The organism is Gordonia sp. IITR100 (assembly GCF_002009645.1).
Classification (GTDB): Bacteria; Actinomycetota; Actinomycetes; order Mycobacteriales; family Mycobacteriaceae; genus Gordonia; species Gordonia hongkongensis.
In genome coordinates, this window is sequence record NZ_MVKV01000001.1 from 114657 (window position 1) to 140210 (window position 25554).

At 69.3% G+C, this 25554-nt stretch carries 24 protein-coding genes and 1 tRNA gene; 11 read left to right on the top strand and 14 right to left on the bottom strand.

The features are described 5' to 3' along the window. Positions 1-47: 47 nt before the first annotated feature. From B1818_RS00545 to B1818_RS00560, 4 genes are read right to left on the bottom strand one after another with little or no spacing between them, the layout of a single operon-like run. Positions 48-458 carry a low molecular weight phosphatase family protein gene (locus B1818_RS00545; RefSeq protein WP_058251242.1) on the bottom strand — a complete coding sequence of 137 codons (411 nt, stop codon included), beginning with the start codon at positions 456-458 and terminating at the stop codon, positions 48-50. Continuing rightward, positions 451-1539, bottom strand: coding sequence for an ACR3 family arsenite efflux transporter (gene arsB / locus B1818_RS00550; RefSeq protein WP_058251243.1), 1089 nt, complete (start codon positions 1537-1539; stop codon positions 451-453). Before arsB ends, B1818_RS00545 begins: the two co-directional genes overlap by 8 nt. After that, entirely contained in the window at positions 1536-1898 is a 363-nt protein-coding gene (locus B1818_RS00555) for a helix-turn-helix transcriptional regulator (RefSeq protein ID WP_058251244.1), read from the bottom strand. Before B1818_RS00555 ends, arsB begins: the two co-directional genes overlap by 4 nt. 42 nt (positions 1899-1940) lie before the next feature. Further along, entirely contained in the window at positions 1941-3146 is a 1206-nt protein-coding gene (locus B1818_RS00560) for a winged helix DNA-binding domain-containing protein (RefSeq protein WP_078111680.1), read from the bottom strand. A 499-nt stretch (positions 3147-3645) separates the two neighbouring features. On the opposite strand from B1818_RS00560, the gene B1818_RS00565 reads away from it, so the two are divergent. Next, positions 3646-7419 (top strand): PD40 domain-containing protein, encoded by a 3774-nt coding sequence (locus B1818_RS00565; RefSeq protein ID WP_078111681.1) that lies wholly within the window; start codon positions 3646-3648, stop codon positions 7417-7419. Positions 7420-7660: 241 nt separating this feature from the next. Here the strand turns inward: B1818_RS00565 and B1818_RS00570 are convergent, their stop codons facing one another. After that, positions 7661-9298 carry a carboxylesterase/lipase family protein gene (locus tag B1818_RS00570; protein ID WP_175401152.1) on the bottom strand — a complete coding sequence of 546 codons (1638 nt, stop codon included), beginning with the start codon at positions 9296-9298 and terminating at the stop codon, positions 7661-7663. Between the two features lie 72 nt (positions 9299-9370). Between B1818_RS00570 and B1818_RS00575 the strand changes: the two genes are divergently transcribed. Then, on the top strand, positions 9371-9724 hold the full coding sequence (locus tag B1818_RS00575; protein WP_065631513.1) for a Fe-S protein: 354 nt from the start codon (positions 9371-9373) through the stop codon (positions 9722-9724). A 71-nt stretch (positions 9725-9795) separates the two neighbouring features. On the opposite strand, the gene B1818_RS00580 is transcribed toward B1818_RS00575, so the two are convergent. After that, a tRNA-Thr gene (locus tag B1818_RS00580) sits at positions 9796-9870 on the bottom strand. Between the two features lie 69 nt (positions 9871-9939). Further along, entirely contained in the window at positions 9940-10326 is a 387-nt protein-coding gene (locus B1818_RS00585) for a RidA family protein (RefSeq protein ID WP_078111682.1), read from the bottom strand. Between the two features lie 190 nt (positions 10327-10516). On the opposite strand from B1818_RS00585, the gene B1818_RS00590 reads away from it, so the two are divergent. The 4 genes from B1818_RS00590 (at position 10517) to otsB (ending at position 14667) form a co-directional block, all read left to right on the top strand. Further along, positions 10517-12013, top strand: a complete 1497-nt coding sequence (locus B1818_RS00590) for a threonine/serine exporter ThrE family protein (protein ID WP_078111683.1) — start codon at positions 10517-10519, stop codon at positions 12011-12013. Positions 12014-12177: 164 nt separating this feature from the next. Then, positions 12178-12348, top strand: coding sequence for a hypothetical protein (locus tag B1818_RS24120; RefSeq protein ID WP_165630609.1), 171 nt, complete (start codon positions 12178-12180; stop codon positions 12346-12348). A 46-nt stretch (positions 12349-12394) separates the two neighbouring features. Next, on the top strand, positions 12395-13882 hold the full coding sequence (locus B1818_RS00600) for a trehalose-6-phosphate synthase (RefSeq protein ID WP_058251252.1): 1488 nt from the start codon (positions 12395-12397) through the stop codon (positions 13880-13882). Beyond that, positions 13879-14667 carry a trehalose-phosphatase gene (gene otsB / locus B1818_RS00605; RefSeq protein ID WP_058251253.1) on the top strand — a complete coding sequence of 263 codons (789 nt, stop codon included), beginning with the start codon at positions 13879-13881 and terminating at the stop codon, positions 14665-14667. Before B1818_RS00600 ends, otsB begins: the two co-directional genes overlap by 4 nt. Here the strand turns inward: otsB and B1818_RS00610 are convergent. From B1818_RS00610 to B1818_RS00620, 3 genes are read right to left on the bottom strand one after another with little or no spacing between them, the layout of a single operon-like run. Then, positions 14664-15779 (bottom strand): putative zinc-binding metallopeptidase, encoded by a 1116-nt coding sequence (locus B1818_RS00610; protein ID WP_078111685.1) that lies wholly within the window; start codon positions 15777-15779, stop codon positions 14664-14666. The two genes, otsB and B1818_RS00610, sit on opposite strands and share 4 nt — an antisense overlap. 4 nt (positions 15780-15783) lie before the next feature. Beyond that, the gene (locus B1818_RS00615; protein ID WP_078111686.1) at positions 15784-16593 is read right to left on the bottom strand and encodes a transglutaminase family protein; all 810 of its coding nucleotides are present in this window, start codon (positions 16591-16593) and stop codon (positions 15784-15786) included. 58 nt (positions 16594-16651) lie between these two features. Beyond that, complete coding sequence (locus tag B1818_RS00620) at positions 16652-17779, bottom strand: ROK family transcriptional regulator (protein ID WP_078111687.1); 1128 nt, start codon at positions 17777-17779, stop codon at positions 16652-16654. A gap of 38 nt (positions 17780-17817) precedes the next feature. Between B1818_RS00620 and B1818_RS00625 the strand changes: the two genes are divergently transcribed. Beyond that, positions 17818-18582, top strand: a complete 765-nt coding sequence (locus B1818_RS00625; protein ID WP_078111688.1) for an SDR family NAD(P)-dependent oxidoreductase — start codon at positions 17818-17820, stop codon at positions 18580-18582. 3 nt (positions 18583-18585) lie between these two features. Here the strand turns inward: B1818_RS00625 and B1818_RS00630 are convergent, their stop codons facing one another. Both B1818_RS00630 and B1818_RS00635 read right to left on the bottom strand, forming a co-directional pair. Continuing rightward, positions 18586-19842, bottom strand: coding sequence for an Ig-like domain-containing protein (locus B1818_RS00630; protein WP_068972262.1), 1257 nt, complete (start codon positions 19840-19842; stop codon positions 18586-18588). 63 nt (positions 19843-19905) lie between these two features. Then, positions 19906-20508: a helix-turn-helix domain-containing protein gene (locus B1818_RS00635; protein WP_078111689.1), complete on the bottom strand. Its 603-nt coding sequence runs from the start codon at positions 20506-20508 to the stop codon at positions 19906-19908. Positions 20509-20555: 47 nt separating this feature from the next. On the opposite strand from B1818_RS00635, the gene B1818_RS00640 reads away from it, so the two are divergent. Continuing rightward, complete coding sequence (locus B1818_RS00640) at positions 20556-21449, top strand: trans-aconitate 2-methyltransferase (protein WP_078111690.1); 894 nt, start codon at positions 20556-20558, stop codon at positions 21447-21449. Then, positions 21446-22423, top strand: a complete 978-nt coding sequence (locus B1818_RS00645; protein WP_065631523.1) for an NAD(P)/FAD-dependent oxidoreductase — start codon at positions 21446-21448, stop codon at positions 22421-22423. The genes B1818_RS00640 and B1818_RS00645 overlap by 4 nt, the downstream gene beginning before the upstream one ends. A 32-nt stretch (positions 22424-22455) precedes the next feature. Here B1818_RS00645 and deoC read toward each other — a convergent pair whose 3' ends face one another. Further along, positions 22456-23133 (bottom strand): deoxyribose-phosphate aldolase, encoded by a 678-nt coding sequence (gene deoC, locus B1818_RS00650; RefSeq protein ID WP_176455860.1) that lies wholly within the window; start codon positions 23131-23133, stop codon positions 22456-22458. Positions 23134-23160: 27 nt separating this feature from the next. Here deoC and purU point away from each other — a divergent pair, with 27 nt between their 5' ends. Further along, a complete protein-coding gene (gene purU, locus B1818_RS00655) occupies positions 23161-24057 on the top strand; it encodes a formyltetrahydrofolate deformylase (RefSeq protein ID WP_078111691.1) in 897 nt (298 codons plus the stop codon). A 516-nt stretch (positions 24058-24573) separates the two neighbouring features. Here the strand turns inward: purU and B1818_RS24645 are convergent. After that, positions 24574-24702, bottom strand: coding sequence for a hypothetical protein (locus tag B1818_RS24645; protein WP_264186680.1), 129 nt, complete (start codon positions 24700-24702; stop codon positions 24574-24576). Positions 24703-24923: 221 nt separating this feature from the next. Between B1818_RS24645 and B1818_RS00660 the strand changes: the two genes are divergently transcribed. Then, complete coding sequence (locus B1818_RS00660; protein ID WP_078111692.1) at positions 24924-25547, top strand: hypothetical protein; 624 nt, start codon at positions 24924-24926, stop codon at positions 25545-25547. Positions 25548-25554: the final 7 nt, after the last annotated feature.

The window sequence follows — 25554 nt, forward strand, 5'->3', positions numbered from 1 at the left end:
TCTTGTCGGTGGGTGGAACGCCACCGACCCACCACCGTTCTGAACGCTCACCCCTCCAAGCTGTCGGCGAGGTCGCGGATACGAGTTGTGATGTCGTCGCGGATCAACCGCATCCGTTCGAGGCCGTCGATGCCTCGATCGGAGGGTTCGTCGGTGTTCCACACCTCGACACGGACCCCGTCGGGCGGGGTGACCTCGGCAGTGCCGACGACCACGACCAGGTCCGCGGCTCGCATCATCTCGTCCGTGAGCTGTCGTGGCCGGTGTCCGCCGGCGTCGGCTCCGACCTCGGCGAGCACCTGCGCGGACAGTTCGTTGACCTGCCCACCGATCTTCGCACTGGTTCCGGCGGACGACGCCGCGATCCGGTCGGTGACCGTCACCGAGAGACGTTCGGCCATCACGGATTTGCCACGGTTGCTCACGCACACGAACAGCACATTGATGAGGTCAGACATGGCGCGCGGGCTCCCCGGTCGAGTCGGGTGTTGCAGAGAACCGTTTCCGCAACGCGAGGGACACGTACACGAGGGCGACGAGGACCGGCACTTCGATGAGCGGTCCGATGACCCCGGCCAGGGCCTGGCCGGAGGTCGCACCGTAGGTGGCGATCGCGACGGCGATGGCGAGCTCGAAGTTGTTGCCGGCGGCGGTGAACGCGAGCGTGGTGGTGCGCGCATACCTCAGACCCATCGCGGCGCCGAGCACGAACCCACCGCCCCACATCACCGCGAAGTAGATCAGCAGCGGCAGAGCGATACGCGCGACGTCCCAGGGCTGCGACATGATCTGCTCACCCTGCAACGCGAACAGGATGACGATGGTGAACAGCAACCCGTAGAGGGCCCATGGTCCGAGGCGCGGCAGGAACGCGGACTCGTACCACTCACGCCCCCTGGTCCGTTCACCGATCCGGCGGGTCAGGTACCCGGCGACCAGCGGGATGCCGAGGAAGATCAGGACCGACTTCGCGATCTGCCACGGCGAGGCGTCGATGGTCGTCTGTTCGAGGCCGAGCCAGCCAGGTAACACGGAAAGGTAGAACCAGCCCAGCACGGCGAACATGATCACCTGGAATACCGAGTTCAGCGCGACCAGGACGGCAGCGGCTTCGCGGTCACCGCACGCCAGGTCGTTCCATATGATGACCATCGCGATGCACCGCGCCAGCCCGACGATGATCAGTCCGGTCCGGTACTCCGGCAGGTCCGGGAGCAGGAGCCAGGCCAGCGCGAACATCAACGCCGGTCCGATGATCCAGTTCAATGCCAGTGACCCGAGCAGCAGGCGACGGTCGGCGGTGACCGAGTCGAGCCGGTCATAGCGCACCTTGGCCAGCACCGGATACATCATGATCAGCAACCCGAGTGCGATCGGCAACGAGATGCCGTCGAGTTCGACGGCCGCCAGCGCGTTGCCCACGCCGGGAACGATGCGACCCAGAAGCAGACCCACCACCATCGCGGCACCGATCCACACCGGCAGGAACCGGTCGAGCATCGACAGCCTGCCCGCGACGGCGGTTTCCGTGACGTTCATCGTCCGGCCTCACACGAACGTGCTTCCCCCAGGACCGTGGCGAGACAGCCGAGCATCCCCGACAATTCTTGTAGCGCACCAGTGTTCACGCGGTAGTACACCCAGGTCGCGCGTCGCTCGCTCGACACCAGACCGGCTTCGCGCAGCACTCTCAGATGGTGCGAGATCGTCGGCTGCGAGAGGTCGAACGGTCCGGAGATGTCGCACACGCACGCCTCACCTCCCGGATGCGCGGCGATCTCGGACAACAACCGCAACCGGACCGGGTCCGCGAGTGCCTTCAACGCCGGAGCGACGGTCTCCGCCTCGTGGGTCGTCATGCCGCGGGAGGCCGTCGCCAGCAGGTTCTGGTTCGACATTCATCAATATTGACAGATGTCGAACCAAGCGAAAGCATCGACCTACAACCCTCGCGCATACGGCGCGGTGTAGCCGGTCTTCAGCGGTTCGTCCCCCAGCCATGCCGCGAGCTCCTCGGCCCGGGCATCGAGAGCCCGACGCGCTTCGGAGGACAACGGTTCGAGCGGAACGACGTCGATCGTCGAGTCGGCGCGGCGATACCAGCCACCGACGATACGACCATCCCACCAGGCGGTCTGGCCCCCGTTGCCCGCGGAGTCGAAGACCTGCGGCGCGTGGCCGCCGAGATAGAAGCCGCGCTCCTTGTAGCCCATGGTGGTCGGGTCGAGCTCCGGAAGGAGCACGGCCTGCGGTTCGACCGGCTCGTCCCCCGTGCCGTCGACCCCGGTGCCGTCGGGTAGATCGTCGGGCAGGACGTGGCCGACTCCGCCACCCTCCAGGTCGACCTGGACGGTCTCGAGTTCGGCGAGGGCCGCGCGGACCGCGGTCTTCGTCGACCCCAGCCACCACACCAGGTCCGTCTCGGTGCCGGGCCCGTAGGTCCGCAACCAGCGTCCGATCAGCGCGCAGTGCCCGTCGTGGACGCTCATCGGCCGCAGATCCTCGCCGAGCCAGAGCGGCATGGACGTCCACGCCGGCCGCGACAGGTGCCAGCGCAGCCGGTTGGGTCCGCGGACGATCGCCCCCTCGGCGTCGAGCATGTTGAGCACGCGCGGCCCCATCGGGGCACGTCCCGCCCATGTGGTGCCCGCGCCGTGGCTGATGTAACCGTCGAGTGCGGGCAGACGTTCGCGGAGTTCGGTGGAGGTCAGCGACTCACCACCGGCGAGTTCGGCCAGGACCGCCTGCCGGGCGGTCTCGATCCAGCCCTCCGGGTCGTCGAAGTCGGGACTGCGCCGGAGGTCGCGCAACATGTTCGTACGTTCCGACGCCGAGATCCGCGGCCCGAGCGCTCCGACGGACTCGGCCAGGATGTCCCGCGGGAAGACGAACAGCGTGCGACGCATCGCGAGGTGCTTGACGAGCGTCCGGTCGTCGTAGAGGGCGGCGTCGACCGACTCACGCGAGAGCTCCGGACCGACCCGTGCCCATGCGGCGAGGTGGACGGTCGACGGTGTGGTGGCGTGCAAACCGACCATCGTGGCGGCGGCTTCTACGGAGTCGGCGGCTCGAGACGAGACATCGAGGTGCTGCCGGCGCATGAGGCGAGTGCGGCGTTGCGAGTCGGAGATCAACAGGCGGCTCATCGCACGGGCACCCGGGGTGGTCGCATGGACAGATCGTAGTGATCGACGCCCACAGCACGGGTGACCCGGCAGGCGAGGAGGGGACGCGGGTGCCGGAAACCGCCGACCCCTGTCGACCCGGTGTCCGGCACCCGCGCGGTCGTGTGGGCCGAACGACACACAGCCCCCGACGGGCAGTGTTTCGCGACACTTTCGGTGTGTCCTTCGACCGACGCAACCTGTGCGCTTCCCGACCCCCGTCGAGTCGCGCCCCACCAGCAGACCCCACGAACGCGAACCACTCCACCCCCGTTCCGGAAACCGGCACATACGCGCAGATCAAGCGGCTAACGGACTATCCGGACCGGACAGAACCGGTTCCGGATCCGCACGCCACGTCCGGCGATCCGCGGTCCGCGGTGTGGCCGTCACCACATCGGATCGCCGATGGTGGCGCGGTGGGTTCGGCTATCGCATGATGGTGCGGTCGATCTGTCGGGGCGAGCACAAGGACAGCTGAGTGGATTTCGGTCAGGCACTCACGCGTCTGTTCGTGCAAGCCGGTCGGCCCACGCTGCGCGCCGCGGCGACACGGGCCCGGGTCTCGGCGCAGCGGATCAGTGACTGGCGCAACGGCCGTCATCTCCCCCGCGACTTCGCGACCGTCGAACCGCTGCTCGTCTGGCTGACCGCACGCGCCGTCGCCGCCGGGGCCGACGACGTCCTGACCATCCCGCAGTGGCGGGAGATGTGGGACCGCCGGACGCCCGACGAGACCCCCACCGCCGAACCGCCCGCACCGCAGCATGCCCGGCCGTTCCCCGGCCTCGCCACCCTGACCGCGGCCGACAGTCAGATGTACTTCGGCCGGGACGACGTCGTCAGCACCCTCGTCGATGCGATCCTGTCGGCCCGCTCCGGACCGCCACCGCTGTCCCCCGCGTCGCGACTGGTGGTGGTCACCGGGGTCTCGGGATCGGGCAAATCATCGCTGCTCCGTGCCGGCCTCGCCCGGGACACGCGATTGTCGTCGCCCCGACTCGGCGAGATCACCCCGAGCGGGCTCGTCATCGCCGACCCGGACGAGCCGGGCGCCACCGATGCGCCGGCCTCGACGACCGGGGACCCGGTCATCGTCATCGACCAGTTCGAGAACGTCTTCTCGCTCGAGGACCCGCTTCGGACCGAGACGCTGCGCGAGGTCGAAGAACTGGCGTCCGACGTCGTGGTCGTGGTCGGCGTGCGAGCCGACTTCTTCAGTCAGTGCGTCGAGCATCCGTTCCTCGCCGATGCGTGGCAGCACCGCTGCGTGATCGTCTCGGAGATGACCCGCACGCAGTTGCGCGAGGTGATCACCGCGCCCGTCCGGCTCGCCGGCGGCCGCATCGAGACCGGACTCGCCGACGTGATGATCACCGAGCTGTACGAGGCGTCGACCGGCGGTGACCGCGCCGGCCGCCTGCCGCTGCTGGCGCACGTTCTCCAGGCGACCTGGGCACGCCGCACCGGCAACCGCATGACGCTGTCCGGGTACCGGGCCACCGGCGGTATCGCCCGCGCGGTCGCCGACACCGCCGAGACGGCCTGGGCGGCGATCGATCCGCGTCATCGGGATCTCGCGCGTGCAGTCCTCCTCGCCCTGGTGCACGTCGGCCCGGCCGGCATCGCGCTGCGCGTGCCGCTGTCCACGGCGACCATCGCGAACCGGTTCCCGCCCGAGGTCGCGACCGTCATCGACGAATTCGCCCAGGCCAGGTTGCTCACGGTGTCCACCGACTCGGTGATGCTCGTGCACGACGTGGTGCTCACCGCCTGGCCGCGTCTGGCCGAGTGGATCGCCGACGACACCGACAACCACCTCTGGCGCCAGCAGGTCGACGCCGACACCGCGGCGTGGCTGGCCAACGGGCGCGGCCGGTCGTTCCTCTACACCGGGTCGCGCCTCGAGGACGCCAAGCGCCGGCGACGAACCCTGCGCAGCGACTACCTGCATCTGCTGAGCAACGAGAACGACGCCTTCCTCGACGCGGCGGTCGCCATGCAGCAGCGGCGCCGCATCACGCGCGTCGGCGCGGTGTCGGTGATCGTCGTGCTGGCCATCGCGGCGTCCATCACCGCCGCCATCGGCTTCCGACAGGCCCACGACCTGCGCGAACAGCGCAACGCCGCCGAACGCTCGGCGCTGTTGTCGCACATCGACAGCATCCAGTACTCCAACCCGTCGCTGGCCGCGCGACTGTTGCTCGTCGCCCACGAGGTCTATCCCGACGACCCGACCGTCCAGAGCCGTCTGCGCGGCGCCGCGACGACGCCCCTGGTGGCCCCGCTGACCGGCCACACCGGCCCGGTCTACGACCTGTCGTTCAACCGGACGGGCACGCAGCTCGCGTCGGCGAGCGGCGACCGGACCGTGCGCGTCTGGGCCCGGTCCGGCTCGTCGGACTATCGGGAGGTCGCGGTCCTGCGCGGCTTCGGCAACTACGTCACCAGCACCGACTTCCACCCGACACGGCAACTGCTGGCGAGCAGCAGCGGGGACGGTTCCGTCCGGATGTGGGACCTGACCGACGCACCGAACCCGCGGCTGGCGACGACGGTGTCCCCGGGCCACGGCACCGTCTACATGGTGCGGTTCGCCGCCGACGGGCGGACCCTGGCCGCATCGTCCGACGACGGCACGATCACGATGTACGCCGTCTCACCGACCGGAGCGATCCGGGAGACGGCCGTCCTGCGCGGCCACACCGCCGCGGCGCGCACCCTCTCCTTCAGCCCCGACGGACGCGTCCTGGCCAGCGGCGGCGACGACCGGACCGTCCGGCTGTGGACGACCGGCGAATCGCCGCAGCCGCTGGGCGGGCCGCTGACCGGCTTCCCCAGCATCACCCATGCCGTCGCGTTCAGCCCGGACAGCCGCTCGCTGGCGATCACCGGCGACAGTCCGAACACCCAGCTGTGGGACGTGGCCGACCCACTCGCACCCCGCCCGCTGAGCACGTCGCTGCCCAACAGCACGGCCGGGTCGTGGTCGATCGCCTTCGACGGTTCGGGTGCGCAGTTGGCCTCCGCCCGGGCCGACGGCCTGGTCCGGGTGTGGAACACCGCGAACCCGGCCTCGCCGATCCTGCAGTGGGCGCTGCAGACGACCTCCGAACAGGGCTCGGTGCGGACCTTCGCGGCCCGGTTCGACCCCAGCGGCCGCCAACTCGTCTCCGGCCGCTCCGACGGCACGATCGACGTCTGGAGCCTGCCCGGCCGAACCGAACCCGACCGCGGCGGGACCATCACCGGCGTGGACACCGACGACGCCCAACGAGTCCTGGCGACGGTCGGCGCCGACACCACCCTGAACCTGTGGACGATGTCCGACGGCCTCACCCTGCGATCGCGCACGCCCATCCAGCGTCGGGTCAACGACCATCCGCGGGTCAGCCTCAACGGCCCCGGCACCCTCGCCGCGACCGCCAACAACAACGGCGGGCTCGTCGAGTTGTGGGACATCACCGACACCGCGGCCCCGCGACGCGCCGCGGCCCTCGACGTCGCCACCCGCTATTCGTTCCCGGTCGCCTTCGCGCCGTCGGGCCATCTGCTCGCGACCGGAGACACCGACACCACCGTGGCCCTGTGGGACACCTCGGTGCCCGGCTCCCCGCGACGCGTGGGCGCACCGCTGCGCGGACCCACCGACCTCATCCGCAACGTCGCCTTCAGCTCCGACGGCTTGCGGCTCGCGGTCACCTCCGACGACAAACGCGTCTACCTGTACGACCTGACGTCGCCGGGCGCGGACCCGGTCGACGTCATCACCACCGAGGCGCCGGCCGCCCAGGCCGTATTCGACGGCGATGTGCTGGTGGTCGCCTCCCGCGACCTCTCCACGTGGCGGCTCCCGCCGGCCGGCACGGACGCCGAACCCGAACTGATCGACCGGGAGGAGGACATGTTCGCCTCGACGGTGTCCGTCGCGCCGAACCGCCTCACGGTGGGTACCGCGACGCACGAGCTGATCAGTTTCGCCCTCGACGACGACGGCCGGCTCACCGACCCGCAACCGGTCGGGACGCTGCTCGCGACCACCGACACGACCACCACCTGGCAACTACCCGCCCGACTCCCCACCGACGAGCGCATCATCTCCGGCGGCGACACCACCGGGAACGTCTACCTGCACACGCTCGATCTCGACGAGGCCCGCGACTGGATCTGCGCCAGCACCGCACCCGTCACCGACGCCCAGCGCGACGCCTATCTCCCGCACATCGACGCTCGCGCGGACTGCCGTCGGGACTGAGGCTTGTTGCGAGACAGGTGACCTCGACACACGGCGTCCTCGCTGCGCTCGGTCCACGCTGCTCGGCCAGCGGAGGGGCCCGACCCCGCTCCGCCTGCGAAAGCCCCCACCCGCTGGTTGAGCCGGCACCGAGCGCAGCCGCCGGGCCGAGCAAGCGACGAAGGAGCGCGTCGAGGTCGAGGAGCCGTGTCGAAGCCACTTGGTGACATCGACGACGCTGCTCGGCCAGCGGAGGGGCCCATCAACGGAAGCCGAGCACCTCGTCGCCCCACGCCTCCCAGATGTCGCCGTCGAGGTTCTGCACGACCCGGTCCTCGGCGTCGATGCGCAACACCGGGCGATGGCCGGTGTCGTAGGTCGGCCAGGGATCCCCGAGCGCCCCGGCGTCCGGCTCCTGACCGTGTGCGAATGCGGTCCATCGTCGGATCATTCTCTCCGACACCGCTTCTCCCTGCTTACGTCCGCCGAGCAAGAACGTGATGTCCTTCGGCCCGTTGCCCAGATTCCCCCACACGTACGGGACCTCGGTCGCATGGGCGGCCCCCAGACCGAGCAGCCGGAACATTCGCGTCGTCCAGTCGTAGCGGTAGACATAGACCGGCGCCGAACGCGCATGCGCCTCCGCGAGCCACAGCGTGGGCATGCGGAACGCCACGTCACGCGCGACGCCGAGTCCGGTGACCTTCGGGCGCAGACCGGAATACGCGGAGAGCACCTGCGCACGTTCGGGCAGGACGACGTCCGGATACTCCTTCGCCATCCCGGCGAACATGCGCTCGATGTCGGCGGTGGTGATCGGCATCAGCGGCGACTTCATGTATTTGAAGAGATTCGCCTCGTCGCGGTTGGTCCCGATGATCAGCGGCACCGGATGCGCCCGACCCGCGCGATATACGTCGAGGGGATGTTCGGGCAGCAGATCGCCGTCGATGACCGGTGCGAACGCGATGGTCCCCGGCACCTCGGTGGGGACCTTCTCGAACAGGGTGGTGGTGATCGCCGAACAGGTCATGCCGTCGAGTTGTTCGAGACGCCCGACGATCTCGCCGGTGTCGAGTCCACCGGCGTCGATGCCGGCGGCCTCGAGCAGTTGGTCGGCGACCCGCGCGGCCCGGTCGGCACCGTACATCGACGTCACGGGCGAACTCTGCGCGATGGCCCGGCCGAAGAGCCCGGCCGCGGCCGGCATGGTGAGCAGCGCGGTGACCAGTCCCGCGCCCGCCGACTCGCCGAACACCGTCACCTTGTCGGGATCACCGCCGAAGGCGGCGATGTGGTCGCGGACCCAGCCTAACGCGGTGAGCACGTCACTGAGGCCGGCATTCGACTCGAACCGCGGGTCGATCGACGACAGGTCGGCGAACCCGAGCACACCGAGCCGATAGTTCAGCGTCACGACAACCACGTCGCCGGTGGCGGCGAGGTTCGAGCCCTCGTAGAACGGCTGGGCCCCCGACCCCAGCACGTAGGCGCCGCCGTGCAGCCACACCATGACCGGGAGTCCGACGGCGTCGTCGGCGTGCTCCGCGGCCCCCGGCGGGGTCCAGACGTTGAGGAACAGGCAGTCCTCGTCCATGACCACATCGGGACCGAGACGTACGGCGGGGTTGAGTTGTTGCGGGCAGACCGCGCCGAAGGTCGAGGCATCCACCACATCCTCGGGCGCATCGGCCTCCTCGAGGGGAATCGCACGGCGCCAGCGCAACTCCCCCACGGGCGGGCGGGCGTACCGGATGCCCCGCCACACGTCGGCCCGTTCCCCGGCGACCCCGCGGAAGGTGCCGACCCGGGTCTGGGCCGTTGGGCGGGTCCCGTCCGGAGCCACGCCGTCGGTCGGGGACGTCGAGTTGGCGGAGGTGCCCGGTTCGTCGTGCTTCATCCGTCCATCGTGCACCGTGAACCCGTTCTCGTAATCCAGAACTCGGCCGTGTCTGCTGGGTATGGTGACCGCATGGAGCTACTACGCAACGTCGTAATCTTCCTGCACATCATCGGCTTCGCCGTGACCTTCGGCGGCTGGGTCACCCAACTCGTGGCTCGCGAGTTCCGGTTCACCCGCGTGATGGACTACGGACTGCTGCTGTCCCTGCTGACCGGGCTCGCGCTCGCGGCGCCGTGGCCGGCCGGTATCGAGCTGAACTACCCGAAGATCGGCATCAAGCTGGTGATCCTGCTCGTCCTCGGCGGAATCCTCGGCATGGGCAGTGCTCGGCAGAAGCGCACCGGCGAACCCGTACCGCGCGCCCTGTTCTGGTCCGTCGGCGCCCTGTCCCTGCTGGCCGCGGGCCTCGCCGTCATCTGGTAGCCCGGGCCCGCGAGCCGAACCCGCGAGACGACAGACGCCGCGCACCGGAACAGGTGCGCGGCGTTCGTGCGTGGAGCCCCCTGTCGGGATTGAACCGACGACCGCTCGCTTACAAGGCGAGTGCTCTACCACTGAGCTAAGGAGGCGCGCGGGGCGAGTATATCGGCCGGACCGCTCCCGCTTCATCCGCACCCGGCGGACCGGCCGTGCCGCGATCAGCCCCGGAGGGCCGCGACCGCTTCGATCTCCACCAGCTGATCGTCGTAGGCGAGGACCGAGACGCCCAGCAGGCTGCCGGCCGGCTTGTGATCGCCGAAGGCCTCGGTCACCGCGTCCCACGCGACCACCAGATCGGCCTGCAGGTGTTCGGCGACGAAGACGGTGACCTTCGCGACGTCGCGCAGCGTCGCGCCGGACTCGATCAGCGCGGCCTCGAGGTTTCTCATGCACTGCACGGCCTGTTCGCGAACGTTCCCGGGTGCGACGGTGGCGCCGTCGTCGTCGATGGGGGCCGCACCGGCGGTGAAGACGAGACTCCCGGGACTCACCGTGGCACTGCGGGTGTGGCCGTCTCGCGGACCGTTGATCTGCACCGAGGACATGCCGCGATCGTAGACGAGTGGTCGCCGTCGTCACCCCGGTCACCGGCGCTCACCGCCGCTCCCGGCTCCTCCGCCGACCCTGCCGGAGTCGTCCGGACGGACGAGGTGTATCCAGTCTCCTGTCAGGGTTGAACCGGCCGGGCCCCGGTCACCCCGCGAGCACCCCACCATCGACCCGAGGAGGCCTGCTGTGCGCGAACAGATCGGCCGTGCTCTACGTCGTCTCACGGGCAGCCGTCAGGCGACGATCGACACGATCGAACCCGGCAGCATCATGGTGTCGCCGCGCAGGCCGATCGAACCGTTCGACGTCGCGGCGATCACGGAGGTGCTCGACCTCGCCACGAAGATCGGTGCGGTCCTGCTCGACTCGGGCACGGGCGCCATCGACACCCAGACGCAGATCAAGTTCGTCGCAGGTGTGTACGGCCTCGAGGACGTCGACGTCGATGTCACCTACAACACGATCGTCGTCAGTGCGCGGCGCGGCGCGACGCTCCCGCCGATCACCACGATGGAGCAGGTCTACTACCGGTCGATGGACTTCACGCGGCTCGCGCAGGTCGACCGGCTCGTCCGCCGCATCCGTGACTCGTTCATCAGTCCGTCGACCGCGCATCAGATGGTCGACGAGATCATCACGGCACCGCACCCCTATCCCCACTGGCTGGCCACGACCGCCTGGGGAATCATGGCGTCGGGCATCTCGGTGCTACTCGGTGGCGAGTACCTCGTCGCCGCGCTCGCCTTCCTGACGACCGTGGTGACGGTCACCGTCAACCGCTGGCTCAACCGCATCGGGACACCGGTCTTCTTCCAGCAGCTGACCGGCGGTTTCATCGCGGTGGTCCCGGCCGCCCTGGTCTTCGCCGCGGCCGAACGACTCGGTGTGCAGATCGCGCCGTCGCAGGTCATCGCGGCCGGCATCGTCGTGTTGCTCTCGGGGTTGTCCCTCGTCGGCTCGGTCCAGGACGCGATCACCGGCGCACCGATCACCGGTGTCGCCCGGTTCTTCGAGTTGCTGCTGATGACCGGCGGCATCATCGCCGGTGTCGGCGTCGCGATCCGAATCCTGGAGGCGGGCGGCATCTTCCTGCCCACGATCACCACGACCACCAGCTTCGAGGTCGTCGAACTGCCGATCCGGGTGGTCGCCGGCGCGGTCGCCGCCTGCGCCTACGCGCTGGCCAGCTACGCCGAGACGCGCGCCCTCGGCGTGGCGTTCCTCGGCGGTTTCATCGGCACCGCGGTCGCGGCGGCCTCGACGTTCACCGACATCGGCGACGTCATCGCCAACGGTCTCGCGGCGGCGTTCGTCGGACTGATCGGCGGCCTGCTGGCACGCCGCGCGTTGACCCCGCCGCTGGTCGTCGCGGTGGCCGGCATCACCCCGCTGCTGCCCGGTCTCGCGGTGTATCGCGGCCTCTACGGCATCCTCGGCGACCAGACGCTCGACGGATTCACCTGGATCGCGAACGCGCTGGCCATCGGCTGCGCCCTCGCTGCGGGGGTCACGCTGGGCGAGTTCGTCGCCCGGTCGCTGCGTCGCCCTCAGCTACCACCCCGTCCGGACTGGCGTCTCCGCCGCCGGATCGCCCTGCGCGAAGCCCGTGAGGCGCGGCAGGCCGACGCGGCCGCACGCCGGGTCCGGGCGAACCGGTGGCGGCCGCCACCGCCACGACGCTGACGCCGGACGGGTGGCCGTGAGCACCACCGATGTCCGGGTAGAATGCGGAGTCGGGCGTGTCATCGGACGGCCGCTCCAGTCAGCAACGGACCGAGACACCGCACGGCTGCGCCTCGTCACCGCGCACCGAACCGCACACCATGCCGCACAACGAGGGGACTCACATGCCCGCGAAGACCACCGACGCGACCGACATCACCGACGACGAACTGGAGCCGGTGGCCGACGAGACCGCCAACTCGGCGCGCCGAGTCGTCGCCGCGTACGCCACCGACGCCGACGAGTGCCGAATGCTGTTCGCCATGCTGGGGATCGCGCCGGGCGAGAACGCCTGAGCAGGTGGCTCCGCGAGCAGGAGAAACCAACCCCGACACCGGCGGAGTGACCGGCACCGACCGGTCCACCCATGACGGGGCCGAGTTCGTGGTCGTCGCGAACCGCCTGCCCGTCGACAAAGAGGTCCTTCCCGACGGCACGGTCAACTGGAAGCAGAGTCCCGGCGGACTCGTGACCGCGCTCGAGCCGATCCTGCGCGCCAACACCGGGGCCTGGGTCGGCTGGTCGGGCATCCCCGACTCCGATGACAACCCCGACATCGAGGGCATCGACATCCACGCGGTCCCGCTGTCGGCGCAAGAGATCGCCGAGTACTACGAGGGCTTCTCCAACGCCACCCTGTGGCCGCTCTACCACGACGTCATCGTCAAGCCCGAGTACCACCGCGAGTGGTGGAACACCTACGTCGAGGTGAACCGGCGCTTCGCCGAGGCGGCCTCGCGAGCCGCGGGCGAGGGGGCCGTCGTCTGGGTGCAGGATTACCAGCTCCAACTGGTGCCGAAGATGCTGCGCATGCTGCGGCCCGACGTCAAGATCGGCTTCTTCCTGCACATCCCGTTCCCGCCGGTCGAGCTGTTCATGCAGATGCCGTGGCGGACCGAGATCGTCGAAGGTCTGCTCGGCGCCGACCTCATCGGATTCCACCTGCCGGGTGGGGCACAGAACTTCCTCTTCCTCGCCCGACGCCTCGCCGGGCAGGCCACCAGCAAGGGCACCGTCGGCGTGCGCTCGCGCTTCGGCGTGGTGCAGGTCGGTTTCCGCACCGTGCGCGTCGGCGCGTTCCCCATCTCGATCGACTCCGGGGAGCTCGACGCACTGTCCAAGACCCGCAAGATCCGGGAGCGCGCCGCCGAGATCCGCCGTGAGCTGGGCAATCCGAAGACGATCATGCTCGGCGTCGACCGGCTCGACTACACCAAGGGCATCGACGTCCGGCTCAAGGCCATCTCCGAGTTGCTGGCCGAGAAGCGACTCGATCCCGCCGACACGGTGATGCTGCAACTCGCGACGCCGAGCCGCGAGCGCGTCGAGAGCTACAAGCAGATGCGCGCCGGTATCGAGCAACTCGTCGGGAACATCAACGGCACCCACGCGACCGTGGGCCAGCCGGTGGTGCAGTACCTGCACCGACCGGTGCCGCGTGAGGAACTCGTCGCCTTCTTCGTCGCGGCCGACGTCATGCTGGTCACGCCCCTGCGCGACGGCATGAACCTCGTCGCCAAGGAGTACGTGGCCTGCCGGGGCGACCTGGGCGGCGCACTCGTCCTCAGCGAGTTCACCGGCGCGGCAGCCGAACTGCGCTCGGCGTACCAGGCCAACCCGTACGACCTCGACGGCGTCAAGGACGCGATCGAGGCCGCGGTCGAACAGAGCGAACACGAGGGCAGGCGGCGCATGCGCGCGCTGCGCAGGCAGGTCCTCGCCCACGACGTCGCGAAGTGGGCGGAAAGCTTCCTCGGCACCCTCGGCGCCGACTCCGACACCGAACTGTCGCCCAACCGGGGTGTTCATCTGGTGGACGAGCCCGAGTGAACCACACCGGGATTCCCGCCGAACTCACCGACGCGCTGGTCCGGGCCGCCGGCGTGGGGGTGCTGCTCGTGGCCAGCGATTACGACGGATGTGTCTCGCCGATCGTCGCGCGTCCCGAGGACGCCGTCCCCGAACCCGCGTCGATCGACGCGCTCGTCGCCGCCGCGGCACTTCCCGACACCGTCGTCGCCGTGGTGTCCGGCCGCGAACGGGCCGTGCTCGCGGAACTGTCCGGCCTCACCGCCCCAGTCGTGCTGGTAGGTAGTCACGGCAGTGAGTTCGAGTCCGGGTTCGCGGTCGAGGTCACCGACGAAGCGCGCGCGCTGTTGACCCGCCTGATCGACGAGTTGCGCGCCATCGCCGCGGAATTCCCGGGCAGCACCGTCGAGGTCAAACCGGCGAGCACGGTGTTGCACGTGCGCAACGCGTCGGCGTCCGACGCCGTCGCCGCGCTCGATCGCGCCCGCACCGGTCCGGCCTCCTGGCCGGGGGTGCACACCACCGAGGGCAAGGCCGTCCTCGAACTCGCGGTGATCGAGACCAGCAAGGGCCACGCCCTCGACACCCTGCGCGCGGCCGTCGGCGCCGACGCGGTCATCTATCTCGGCGACGACGTGACCGACGAGAAGGCCTTCGCGCACCTGCGTCCCCAGACCGGTGACATCGGCATCAAGGTCGGCGAAGGTGACACCGCCGCCGACTATCGCATCGCCGACACCGACGATGTGGCAACGGTTCTCGCGTTCGTGGCCGAGCAGCGGGCGCGGACGGCCTCGGCCGGTTAGGCCGGCTGCGCCGGGGCCGCGACGAGCGGGTCCGTCGTCACCGCCCGCCGGGCGCTCTCCCGAATCACCTCGTGCACGAAGCCGAGTTTGCGCACGACGGGTTCGGGGATGGTGAACGGATAGAGCGGGCGGCGTCCCATGGCCACGTTCACCCGGTTCAGCATGAGCGACAACCACTTCCAGTCGTACAGCAGCCGTTCGATCGGCTCGTCGGCGTACGACCGGAGCGGCACGATGTCACGGTCCATGGTGAACCGGACCTGCTGCGCGTCGAGATTCAGCCCGGATTCCCGGGCGGTGTCGATGGTCCCGGTGATGTGGAGGTAGTGCGCGAAGCACTCCGCGAAGTCCTCCCACGGATGCATCGTGGCGTACTCGGAGATGTACGACTCGCGCCAGTTCTCCGGTGACCCGAACCGATAGTGGCGGTTGATCGCGTCGGCGTAGCTCGCGCGTTCGTCGCCGAACAGGTCCCGACACCGGTCGAGGTAGCGTTCCGCGCCCGGGCCGGTCTCGACGAGGACGTGTTCGTAGTAGTGCCCGGTCTCGTGGCGGAAATGACCCAGCATGGTGCGGTACTGCTCGCCGAGGTCGACCCGGAGGCGCTCCCGATAGGCGTCCTGGGTCTCGGCGAGGTCGATGGTCACCACCCCACCCGCGTGCCCGATCATCACCGGCCGGCCGAGGGTCTGACTCGACAACAGGTCGAAGGCCAGGCCGCCCTCGGTGCGCCAGAACGGCTCCACCGGCAGACCCAGATCGACGAGTTGGTACACCAGCAGCCGCAGGTCGAACGATGCCGGCGCGAGCTTCTCGAGCGCGATGGTGTCCTCGGCGTCGGGCTGACGCCGGATCAGCGACTCGGGGAGACACCGACCCCGCAGGCCGATGCTGTCCTCGGTGACCTCGGCGAGCGTCAGCCAGTTGCAGTGCGTCCGATCCCGATTCACACACCACACCCACAGGGCGCCGTCGATCTCGACCCCCTCCTCGCCGACCGCGTACAGCGACCGCGACGGCAGGTGCACGCCCACGGTCGTCGCACAGTTCGGGCAGGTCTGACGATCGAAGCCCGACAACGCATTGCAGACCGGACAGGTTAGCGCATGCACGCGCTCACCCTATCCGGACGCGCGCATTCCCGTCGTCGATCGGAAGCTCGCCGCGCACCGTCGCCGTCACCTCGTAGGAGTTGAGGTTGATCGACCCGCGATGGTTGTCGAGGAACGCGGTGTCGGCGGCATCGCGGCCGGTCGAGATCCGCACCAGGCTCTGGCGTGGGGCGAGCCCGGTCGCGTCGACCACCACCCACTCACCGTCGACGATCGCCTCGGCGACGGCGTGGAAATCCATCGGCGAACATCCCGGGGCGTACACCGCGACGAGGCGGGCCGGGATGTTCAGCGCCCGCAGCAGCGCGACGACGAGGTGTGCGTAGTCGCGGCACACCCCCGCCCCGGCCAGCAGGGTGTCGGCGGCACCGTCGATGGGATCACTCGTCCCGGGGATGTAGCTGAGCCGGTCCGACACGTACTCCGCGACCTGGGTCAGGATCTCCCCGTCGGGCAGCGACGCGTCGAACTGTCCCGCGGCGAAGCCGAAGAACTTGTCGCACTCGGCATATCGACTCGGGCGCAGATAGGTCGAGCGGTCGGTGATGTCGACGGGCAGCGGATCGGCCGGGGTGAGGACCGACGCCCAGTAGTCGATGTTCAGGACACCCCGCTCCAGCTGGAGCCGGTGAATCCGGGAACCGTGCGGACCGATGATCTCTTCCGGCGTCACCCACTGGCCGTCGAACTCGACCTTGAGTTCTTCCTCCAATTGGAGGCCGGGCAATCGGGCGACGGTGATCTGCATCTCCAGTTCGGTGGGGTCGTCGACCCGCAGCTCGAGCCGTGCGGACACATCGCGGGGCAGCGTCATGGACACACCGTAGGGGATACCGGCGCGGACGGCAGCGGCAGGCGGGCCGACGGCCTGTCTACAGCGTCGCCATCGCCGCGATCGGATCCGCGTAGATGACGCTGAGCGCCACCACCACCGCTGCGCTCTCCTGCACGCGCACACCGAATCTCGACGGCGCGATCTCCAGCGGCCAGGTCAGGGTGGTCGCCTCGTCGAAGGCCGCCTGCACCGGCGCGAGCCCGTGCGGGTGTGCGGCGAAGGCATCACCGGCCACGACGATGGCATCGGGGTTGATCACATCCCGGATGAGCGCGACCGATTCGCCGAGCACGCGGGCCCGTTCGTCGACGATCCGGGCGGCCGTGGGGCTGATCCCCAGCCGACGCGCCGCGGCCTCCGCGGCGTCGTTGCCGATGACGTTCTGCAACCGGACCCGGGTGAGACCGGGAGCGAGGACCGGAGCCGTGACCGGCAGGTGCGCGATGGTGCCGGCCCCGCGTTCGGGTACGTGTATCCGGCCGTCGAGAGTCATTGCCATTCCCGCGGTTTCGCGAGCGTAGAAGAACAACCCGGAGCCCCCGTCGTCACGCGGGTGGGACAGGAGCAGTTCCGCCGCCGCCATCGCCTCGACGTGCTCACAGACCGATACCGGTGTGTCGAGGCGCCCGGCAAGTGTTGCGCCCACGGCGAGTTGATGCCAGCCCAGGACCCGGTGGTTCACCACCCCGGTCTCGGCGTCGACCGCGCCACCGACCGCGACACCTCCCCACAGCACCCGCCGCCCGCTGAACCGGGCGGCGAGTTCGGCGAGCAGTCCGCTGAGGTGCGCGAGCGCGTCCTCCTGATCGCCGGTCGGCGTCAGCACGGCGTGACTGTGCAGTGTGCGGCCGCCGAGGTCGGCGATGACGAGCACGGTCCGGCGGGCGCCGATGTGCATACCCGCGACGCACAGCGAGTCGCGGTCGATGGTCAGCGGATTCTTGGGCCGGCCAATCGCTTTCGGCCCGGCGAGATCGGGGCGTTCGACGACCAGACCGTGAGCGGCCAGCGCGTGCACCTGACGGTTGATGGTGGCCGGCGACAGACCCGTCGTCGCGGCGAGCTGATCCCGCGTCACCGGTCCGCCGACCCGGATCGCGTGCAGTACCGCCGCCGCCGGGGTGGAGGTCAGTTGCAGCGCCGCCGGGATCACTCCCCCACTCATGCGACGAATGTAGCAGCGCGGTCCGTAAGGTTGAGCCCATGAGCACCGACACCGCCTCCCAGTCGACGGACAACCGACCGATCGCCGTGGTCACCGGCGCGAGTTCGGGGATCGGCGCGTCCACCGCGCGTCAGCTCGCCTCGCAGGGCTTCCACGTGGTGCTGGGGGCGCGCCGGGTCGATCGGGTGACCGCGCTGGCCGACGAGATCGGCGGCACCGGAAGACAACTCGACGTCACCGACGAGCAGTCCGTGGCCGCCTTTGTCGACGGCCTCGACACGGTGCACGTGCTGGTGAACAACGCCGGTGGCGCCAAGGGTCTCGACCCGGTGTCGACCGCCGACCTCGACGACTGGCGCTGGATGTGGGAGACCAACGTGCTGGGGAGCCTGCGGGTCACCAAGGCGTTGCTCCCCGCACTCATCGCGTCGGGTGACGGCCTGATCGTCTCCGTCACCTCGATCGCGGCGTTCGAGGCCTACGACAACGGCGCCGGGTACACCTCGGCGAAGCACGCGCAGGGTGTCACCCACCGGACCCTGCGCTATGAACTCCTCGGGAAGCCGGTCCGGCTCACCGAGATCGCGCCGGGCATGGTCGAGACCGACTTCTCCCTCGTCCGCTTCGAAGGCGACCAGGAACGCGCCGACAAGGTCTATGAGGGCCTGACACCGCTCGTCGCCGAGGACGTGGCCGAGGTCATCGGGTTCGTCGCGTCCCGGCCGCCGCACGTCAACCTGGACCAGATCATCCTCAAGCCGCGCGATCAGGCCTCGGCCCGGCGGAACATCAAGACCGGCTAGCGGCTAGCGCGGGGCCGGGGCGTTCGAGGTGGGCGCCCCGCTGGGCGTGGCCGGGACCGAGGTCTCGCGGACCTCGCCCTTGATGGCCGACATGCCCTGCCAGGTCTCCCAGTCGTAGATCCAGTCGTAGATGTCGCCGTCGGCCTCCGACAACGCGATCCGCGTCCCGGTCACCTCCACCGGGTCGCCGTAGACCGCGACCCGGAAGTAGCGTTCGGCGTCGGCCTCCGACAGGTTGATGCATCCGTTGGTGACGTTCGCCGATCCCTGCACGTTCACGGTCGCCGGGTTCGCGTGGATGAACTCGCCGTTGTTGGAGATCCGCACGGCCCAGCGTTCGCGGATGTTGAAGTAACCCGCGGCCGGGTTGCTCATGAAGAACTCTTCGTACTTCTCGGTGACCACGTGGATGCCCGAGCGCGTGACGTTCCGGTCGAGGTCGCCGCCGCCGTAGCTGCACGGCAGCGCCATGAGTTCGACACCGTCGCGGAGCACCACGATCCGGTGCGAGGATTCCTCGGCCTTCACCACCTGGGCCCGCCCGATGGCGAAGTCGCTGGTCACGTCGGCCGCGCCGTACGCGCCGCCGCCGTGGTCGAGGCCGTACAGCTTGGCTGCCATGCTGACCTTCGTGCCGGGTGCGTAGTACTCGCGGGGGCGCCAGTGCACGCGGGAGCCGTTGTCCTCGCCGAGCCACGCCCACGACCCCTCGGTGGGTGGTGTGGTGGTGACGGTCAGCGCCCGCTCCACGGCCTCCTTGTCCTCGACCGTCCCGTTGAACTTCAGGATGATCGGCGCCGCTATGCCGACCTCCTGACCGTCGCCGATGTTCACGACGACGTTCACCTGACTCGACGGCTGCAGCGTGGTGAACGTCCCGGCGACCGGCACGACCTTGCGATCGAGACCCACCGCCGTTCCGCTCCAGGTGTATTCGGTGCCGTAACCGAGGGGCTCGCCGATCGTGTAGGTCGTCCGGTCCTCCGACAACTGACCCTTCACCACGACGCCGCGCGGGTTGGTCAGCTTCACGTCGGGGTTGAGGGAACCGTCGGTCGCCTTGACCGAGAACTCGGCGGTCGGGGTGGCCGGCTCGGCATCGAGGGCCGGGGTGAAAGTCAGGGTGACCGGCGGGTCGGCCGGTGTGTCGTCTCCGGGGCCGAGGCCGGAGCCGGAGCAGGCCGCCACCGCGACCCCGAGCGCTCCGACCCCGGCCGCGGCGAGCACGGAGCGTCGGTTCACCGAGGTCTGGGGAGTCATCACCGCAACAACAGTACCGATGCGCCGCCTCGCATCGGTGGTGTGCGGCCGCGGGGCAGGTGGTCAGGCGTCCGGGGCGTCGTCGTCGCGGGCCGCGCGTCCGGTTCGCACGGACGGCAGGTGCGCGCGCTCGCCGGCGTGGTCCATCATCGACAGCACCTCCGCCGGGCCCTGATACGCGCAGATGGCGTGCGGGATCATCGTCGAGAACTCCGCGGCGTCACCTTCGGGCACGAGGATCGTACGGTCGCCCAGCCACAGCCTCACGGTTCCCGACAGCACCGTGAACCACTCGTAGCCCGGATGGACGCGCAGGTCACCGACGGGTTGCTCGCGGTCGAACCGCATCTTCGCCACGGTGACACCCTGTGGGGCGTTCTCCCGCGAGAGCAGCCACATCGTCATGCCCTCCACCGTGTGCGGCTGGGGCCGGATCACGACATCGGTGTCGTCCGCGGGTTCGACCAGCTGATCCAGGGTCGTGCCCAGCGCGCGGGCGATCGGTACGAGCTGGTCGAGCGCCACCCGCCGATGCCCGGTCTCGATCCGACTCAGTGTGGACGGCGACAGATAGCACCGGGCGGCGAGCGCGTCGAGCGTCCAGCCCCTGGCGATGCGGAGGCCGCGGATGCGCTGGCGGACGACCGCGTCGAGTTCTTGCGTCATTGGCAAGATGCTATGCCATCCGGGCATGGCGGCGCTACCGTGGGGTCATGACCAGCACGCACCATCCCCATCCGACCGCCGGACATCACGAGCACCCGAACCACACCGACCACCACAACCACGCCCGGCTCGCCGCGGTCCTCGACCTCGACGCCGAGCTCATGGCCGACTACCTCGAGGACGCCGCCCGCCTCGTCGCCGAGGTCCTGGGGCGCGTACCCGCGCGCATTGCCGATCTCGGGGCGGGGACCGGGACCGGCACCGAGGCACTCGCCCGCCGCTTCCCGCACGCCTCGATCCTGGCGGTGGACGGGTCGTCCGACATGGTCGCGCTCGTCGAACGACGCGCACGGGAGGGCGGTTTCGACGATCGGGTGACCGCCGTCGTCGCCGATCTCGACGACGGACTGCCGCCGCTCGGAACGCCCGACGTCGTGTGGGCGGCGATGTCGCTGCATCACGTCGCCGATCCGCGGCGCCTGTTGCGGGAGGCCGCGACCTCGCTCGGACCGGAGGGCATCGTCGTGATCACCGAGATGGCGGGCGTCCCGCGTTTCGTCCCCGCCCACGAGGACGCCGAACTGCTCGGGCTGCAGGACCGCTGCCAGACCGCGGCCGCCGGGGCCGGGTGGGAGGCGCTCGTGGACTGGACCGACGCGTTTCACGACGTCGACTACGAGGTACTCCGCGCCGAGACCGTCCACGTCCGGCGCAGCGACCCGAGCCCTTCGGTCGCGCGGTACGCCCGGCACTGGTTCGCCCAGTTCCGGCACCGTTTGGCCGACGCCCTCGATCCCGCCGACCTCGCCCTGCTCGACGACCTGACCGAGGCAGACGCGCGGAATCGTCTCGATGACCTGACCCTCGCCGCCGGACGACTCCTCTGGGTCGCCCGGCCGCGCACCTCCCCCATTCCCACCTCCGAGAGCGAGCAACGATGACCAACTCCTCATCCGCCCAGAAAGACTCCCTCACAACCGAATACGACGTCGCCATCGTCGGCGGCGGAGCTGCCGGACTCAGCGCCGCGACCGTCCTCGCGCGATCACTGCGCAAGGTCGTGGTCATCGACGCGGGGCAACCGCGCAACGCACCGGCGGCCGGCGCCCACAATGTGCTGGGGCAGGACGGGATCGCACCCCTGGAGCTACTCGCCCGCGGTCGGGCGGAGGCGACGGGATACGGCGCCGAGATCCGTTCCGGCACAGTCGTCGACGCGGCCGGCACCGTCGACGACTTCACCCTGCGGCTGTCCTCCGGCGAGGTCGTCGCGGCCCGTCGCCTCATCCTGGCGACCGGCCTGGTCGACGAACTCCCCGACCTCCCCGGCGTCGCGGAGTTGTGGGGACACGATGTGCTGCACTGCCCGTACTGCCACGGCTACGAGGTCCGCGGAACACGCATCGTGCAGATCGCGACGAGCCCGATGTCGGCGCATCAGGCACTGATGTTCCGCCAGCTCAGCGACCGGGTGACCGTGGTCGCGCACGATCCCGACGCCCTGTCGGACGACGACCGGTCGCACTTCGCCGCGGTCGGCATCGACATCGTCGACGCCCGCGTCGAGCGCGTCCGGACGCGCGCGGAGAACGGTTCTGCCCACCTCGACGGCGTGCTCCTGACCGACGGCACCGTGGTCGAGGCCGACGCGGTGGTCGTCTCGCCGCGATTCATCGTCCGCGGCGACCTCTACGAGCGACTCGGCGGCACCCTCGACGACGGCCCGATGGGCGGGTTGGTCGGGACCGGCCCGATGGGCGAGACCGCGTTGCCGGGCGTATGGGCGGTGGGCAACACCACCACCGTGCACGCGATGGTGACCGTCGCCATGGGCGAGGGCGTGTCCGCCGGTGCCGCGGTCAACGCCAGCCTGGTCATGGCCGACCTCGACGCCAAGGTCTCCGCCCTGGCGTGACCGATGCCGGTACGCAGATCCGCGGCCGCCGCCTACTCGGGGAATCCGTCGAGCACGGCGGCCGACGCGGACAGCCCGAGCCGGGTCGCCCCCGCGGCGATGAGCTCAGCGGTCGCCTCGGCGGTCCGGATGCCACCGCTCGCCTTGACTCCCACCCGGTCGCTCACCGCGGCGCGCATCAGTTGCACCGCCTCGACGCTCGCGCCGCCCGCCGGATGGAACCCGGTCGACGTCTTCACCATCGACGCACCGGCCCGCTCGGCGCGGCGGCACACCTCGGTGACGGTGTCAGGCCCGGCGAACTGCAGCAGCGCGGCCGATTCGATGATCACCTTCAGGAGGGTGTCGTCGCCGACGGCCTCCCGGACGGTCAGGACGTCGGCGAACACCTCGTCGAACCGGCCGTCGACGGCCGCACCCACATCGATCACCATGTCGATCTCGTCGGCCCCGGAGTCGACGGCCAGACGCGCCTCGGCCGCCTTGACCAGCGAGTGGTGTTTCCCTGACGGGAACCCGGCCACGACACAGGTCCGCAGTTCCCCGGTGTCGATCGGCAACATCGACGGCGAGAGGCAGACGGCGAGCACCCCGAGTCGTGCGGCCTCGGCGACCGTGGCCTCCGCGTCGGCCCGGGTCGCCTCGGGTTTGAGCAAGGTGTGGTCGATGATGGCGGCGACGTCGCCGCGTCGCAGGTCCTTGTTCGTCACACCGACGAGCTTGGCACACTGACTGTCGTGGCCCCCGCACAGACGATCCCGACAGACCAGACCGAGCGCCGCTACGTGCTGACGCTCGGCTGCCCCGACCGCACCGGCATCGTGGCGCGGATCTCGACCTTCCTCACCGATGTCGGGGGCTGGATCACCGAGGCGGCCTACCACTCCGACGAGGAGACCGGGTGGTTCTTCACCCGCCAGGCCATCCGCGCGGATTCGGTGTCGTCGACCGCGGACGAACTGCGCGCGCGCTTCGCGTCGGAGGTGGCCGCCGAACTCGGACCCGAAACGGATTGGCGCCTCACCGATTCGCGAGAGACGAAGTCCGTGGTCCTCCTGGTGAGCAAGGAGACCCACTGCCTCATCGACCTGCTCGGACGTGCACATCGTGGAGAACTGCCGGCGGCCATCCGGGCGGTCGTCGGCAACCACCGCGAACTGGAAGACCTGGCCACTCGGTTCGGCATCCCGTTCCACCATGTTCCGTTCGAGAGTGAGCGCAAGGCCGAGGCCTTCGGCGAACTGGGGCGGATCGTCGAGGGTTACGACCCCGACGCCGTGGTGCTCGCGCGCTTCATGCAGATCCTGCCGCCGCAGCTCTGTGACGCATGGGCCGGGCGGGCCATCAACATCCACCACAGCTTCCTGCCCAGCTTCGTCGGTGCGCGGCCCTACCACCAGGCCTTCGCGCGCGGGGTCAAGCTGATCGGAGCCACCTGCCACTACGTCACCGCCGACCTGGACGCCGGACCCATCATCGAACAAGACGTCGTCCGCGTGGACCACAGCGACTCGGTCGCCGACATGGTCCGCCAGGGTCGCGACATCGAGACGCTGGTGCTCAGCCGAGGCCTGCGGTGGCATCTCGAGGACCGGGTGCTCGTCCACGGACGTAAGACCGTCGTCTTCAATTGAGGGCCCCACACAGCGAACCGCCCCGCGACTTCCGTCGCGGGGCGGTGCCAAAGTCTGGGCACTCAGCCGGCGGGGGTCTCTTCCTCGCCACCGAGCGAACCGGTGACCAGGTTGCCGATGATCTCCTCGATAGCGCCGGAGATGCCACCCTCGATTGCGTCAGACATATCTGCTCCCTTCGTCATCGGTGAGATTGTTCGTCGATCACCGTCCGCTCTCACCCGTGCGTCGGCTCGACGCCGACGTTACATATACATTTCGGGAATGTCTCCCCTATCAGCGAAACCCGCCTTCGCATATCGCAACAATCGGACCCACGAAAACAGCGTCATCCCAGCTGAAAGCGCAACATTGCCCGAATTGAAATCATGGGAAATCGAATGTGAACACCCTTGAAATGCATCGAAAATGCAACGTGCGGGTGCCTGCGTCGAATCTCGACTCGGCCCAGAAACAGTTCAGCAGTTGATGCCGTCGGGGCCATCAACTGCTGAACCGGTGGTGAGTCGGGCCGATTCAGGTCTCCGAATCGCTGCCGCCGAGCGAACCGCCGCCGATCGAACCCGCGTCACCGAGCCCGCCGATGATCGCCTCGACGGCACCTCCGATCGCACCCGCGAGACCGCCCTCGACTATGCCTGCCATATCCGTCTCCTCTGATGATGGTGAGATGCCAGAGTGTCGGTCGCGCGTCTCACCTGGTCACACGACTCGGGGGCGACGTTACAGACCGATCACGGTATCGTCCTGCGATATGAATAATTCTTGGTTTGGGTTCTCAAATGCCGTTCTAAACAACACATGAATCTCGCGCGGAATTCACCCGACCGGGAACATTCGCGGGGATTTCATGGTGGCATGGATCAATGGTCAGCATTCACGCGACCGGGACTCGATCACGGTCGTTGACGGCCGCCGACCGCCCGCTAGCACTCGACCTTCTCGCGGGGGGAATGCAGGAGGTCCCGGTCTATCGATGGCTTCTGGGCGAGAATTCCCCGCCCGAAGTGTTCCGGTGGTACGGCGACGTCCTCTTCACCGATCTGCTGCCGGGCCTGCGCGGCCTGTTCGCCACCACCGGGGAATTGACCGGACTGATCGCGGTGGCGGGCCCCGATCATCGGACCCAACCGGTCGACGACGAACTGGCGAACCGTACACGCCATTTCGTGGCCGCCCTGGATGGTTTGATTCCACGATTCCGTGAACTCCAGGAGAAATCGCGTGCGCTCGCGATCGATTCCGCCCACAGCATCGTGTTCGCGCTCGTCCACCCGGCCCATCGAAGGAACGGCACTCTCGCGGCAATGCTCGAACCCGTCCTGCAAGAGGCCCTCGGCGCGGGGTCGCCGGTCACCGCCAGCACGGCCGACGCCCACATGGTCGACGTGTACGCACGGAAATGGGGCGGCCGGGTCTACGGCGAGTTCACGCTGACCGACGGTCCGACGGTCTGGTTCCTGACCGTCGACCCGCCGCCGGCGGTCTGAGTCCCGG

Excerpts from the sequence above, each read along its gene's own strand:
- B1818_RS00570 (WP_175401152.1), bottom strand. The coding sequence starts at position 9,298 with ATGAAGCACGACGAACCGGGCACCTCCGCCAACTCGACGTCCCCGACC.
- B1818_RS00575 (WP_065631513.1), top strand. The coding sequence starts at position 9,371 with ATGGAGCTACTACGCAACGTCGTAATCTTCCTGCACATCATCGGCTTC.
- B1818_RS00560 (WP_078111680.1), bottom strand. The coding sequence starts at position 3,146 with ATGAGCCGCCTGTTGATCTCCGACTCGCAACGCCGCACTCGCCTCATG.
- B1818_RS00635 (WP_078111689.1), bottom strand. The coding sequence starts at position 20,508 with ATGACGCAAGAACTCGACGCGGTCGTCCGCCAGCGCATCCGCGGCCTC.
- B1818_RS00545 (WP_058251242.1), bottom strand. The coding sequence starts at position 458 with ATGTCTGACCTCATCAATGTGCTGTTCGTGTGCGTGAGCAACCGTGGC.
- B1818_RS00615 (WP_078111686.1), bottom strand. The coding sequence starts at position 16,593 with ATGACGCTGCCCCGCGATGTGTCCGCACGGCTCGAGCTGCGGGTCGAC.
- B1818_RS00625 (WP_078111688.1), top strand. The coding sequence starts at position 17,818 with ATGAGCACCGACACCGCCTCCCAGTCGACGGACAACCGACCGATCGCC.
- B1818_RS00555 (WP_058251244.1), bottom strand. The coding sequence starts at position 1,898 with ATGTCGAACCAGAACCTGCTGGCGACGGCCTCCCGCGGCATGACGACC.
- B1818_RS24645 (WP_264186680.1), bottom strand. The coding sequence starts at position 24,702 with ATGGCAGGCATAGTCGAGGGCGGTCTCGCGGGTGCGATCGGAGGTGCC.
- B1818_RS00640 (WP_078111690.1), top strand. The coding sequence starts at position 20,556 with ATGACCAGCACGCACCATCCCCATCCGACCGCCGGACATCACGAGCAC.
- B1818_RS00585 (WP_078111682.1), bottom strand. The coding sequence starts at position 10,326 with ATGTCCTCGGTGCAGATCAACGGTCCGCGAGACGGCCACACCCGCAGT.
- arsB (WP_058251243.1), bottom strand. The coding sequence starts at position 1,539 with ATGAACGTCACGGAAACCGCCGTCGCGGGCAGGCTGTCGATGCTCGAC.
- B1818_RS24120 (WP_165630609.1), top strand. The coding sequence starts at position 12,178 with ATGCCCGCGAAGACCACCGACGCGACCGACATCACCGACGACGAACTG.
- B1818_RS00630 (WP_068972262.1), bottom strand. The coding sequence starts at position 19,842 with ATGACTCCCCAGACCTCGGTGAACCGACGCTCCGTGCTCGCCGCGGCC.
- B1818_RS00620 (WP_078111687.1), bottom strand. The coding sequence starts at position 17,779 with ATGAGTGGGGGAGTGATCCCGGCGGCGCTGCAACTGACCTCCACCCCG.
- B1818_RS00645 (WP_065631523.1), top strand. The coding sequence starts at position 21,446 with ATGACCAACTCCTCATCCGCCCAGAAAGACTCCCTCACAACCGAATAC.
- B1818_RS00660 (WP_078111692.1), top strand. The coding sequence starts at position 24,924 with ATGGTCAGCATTCACGCGACCGGGACTCGATCACGGTCGTTGACGGCC.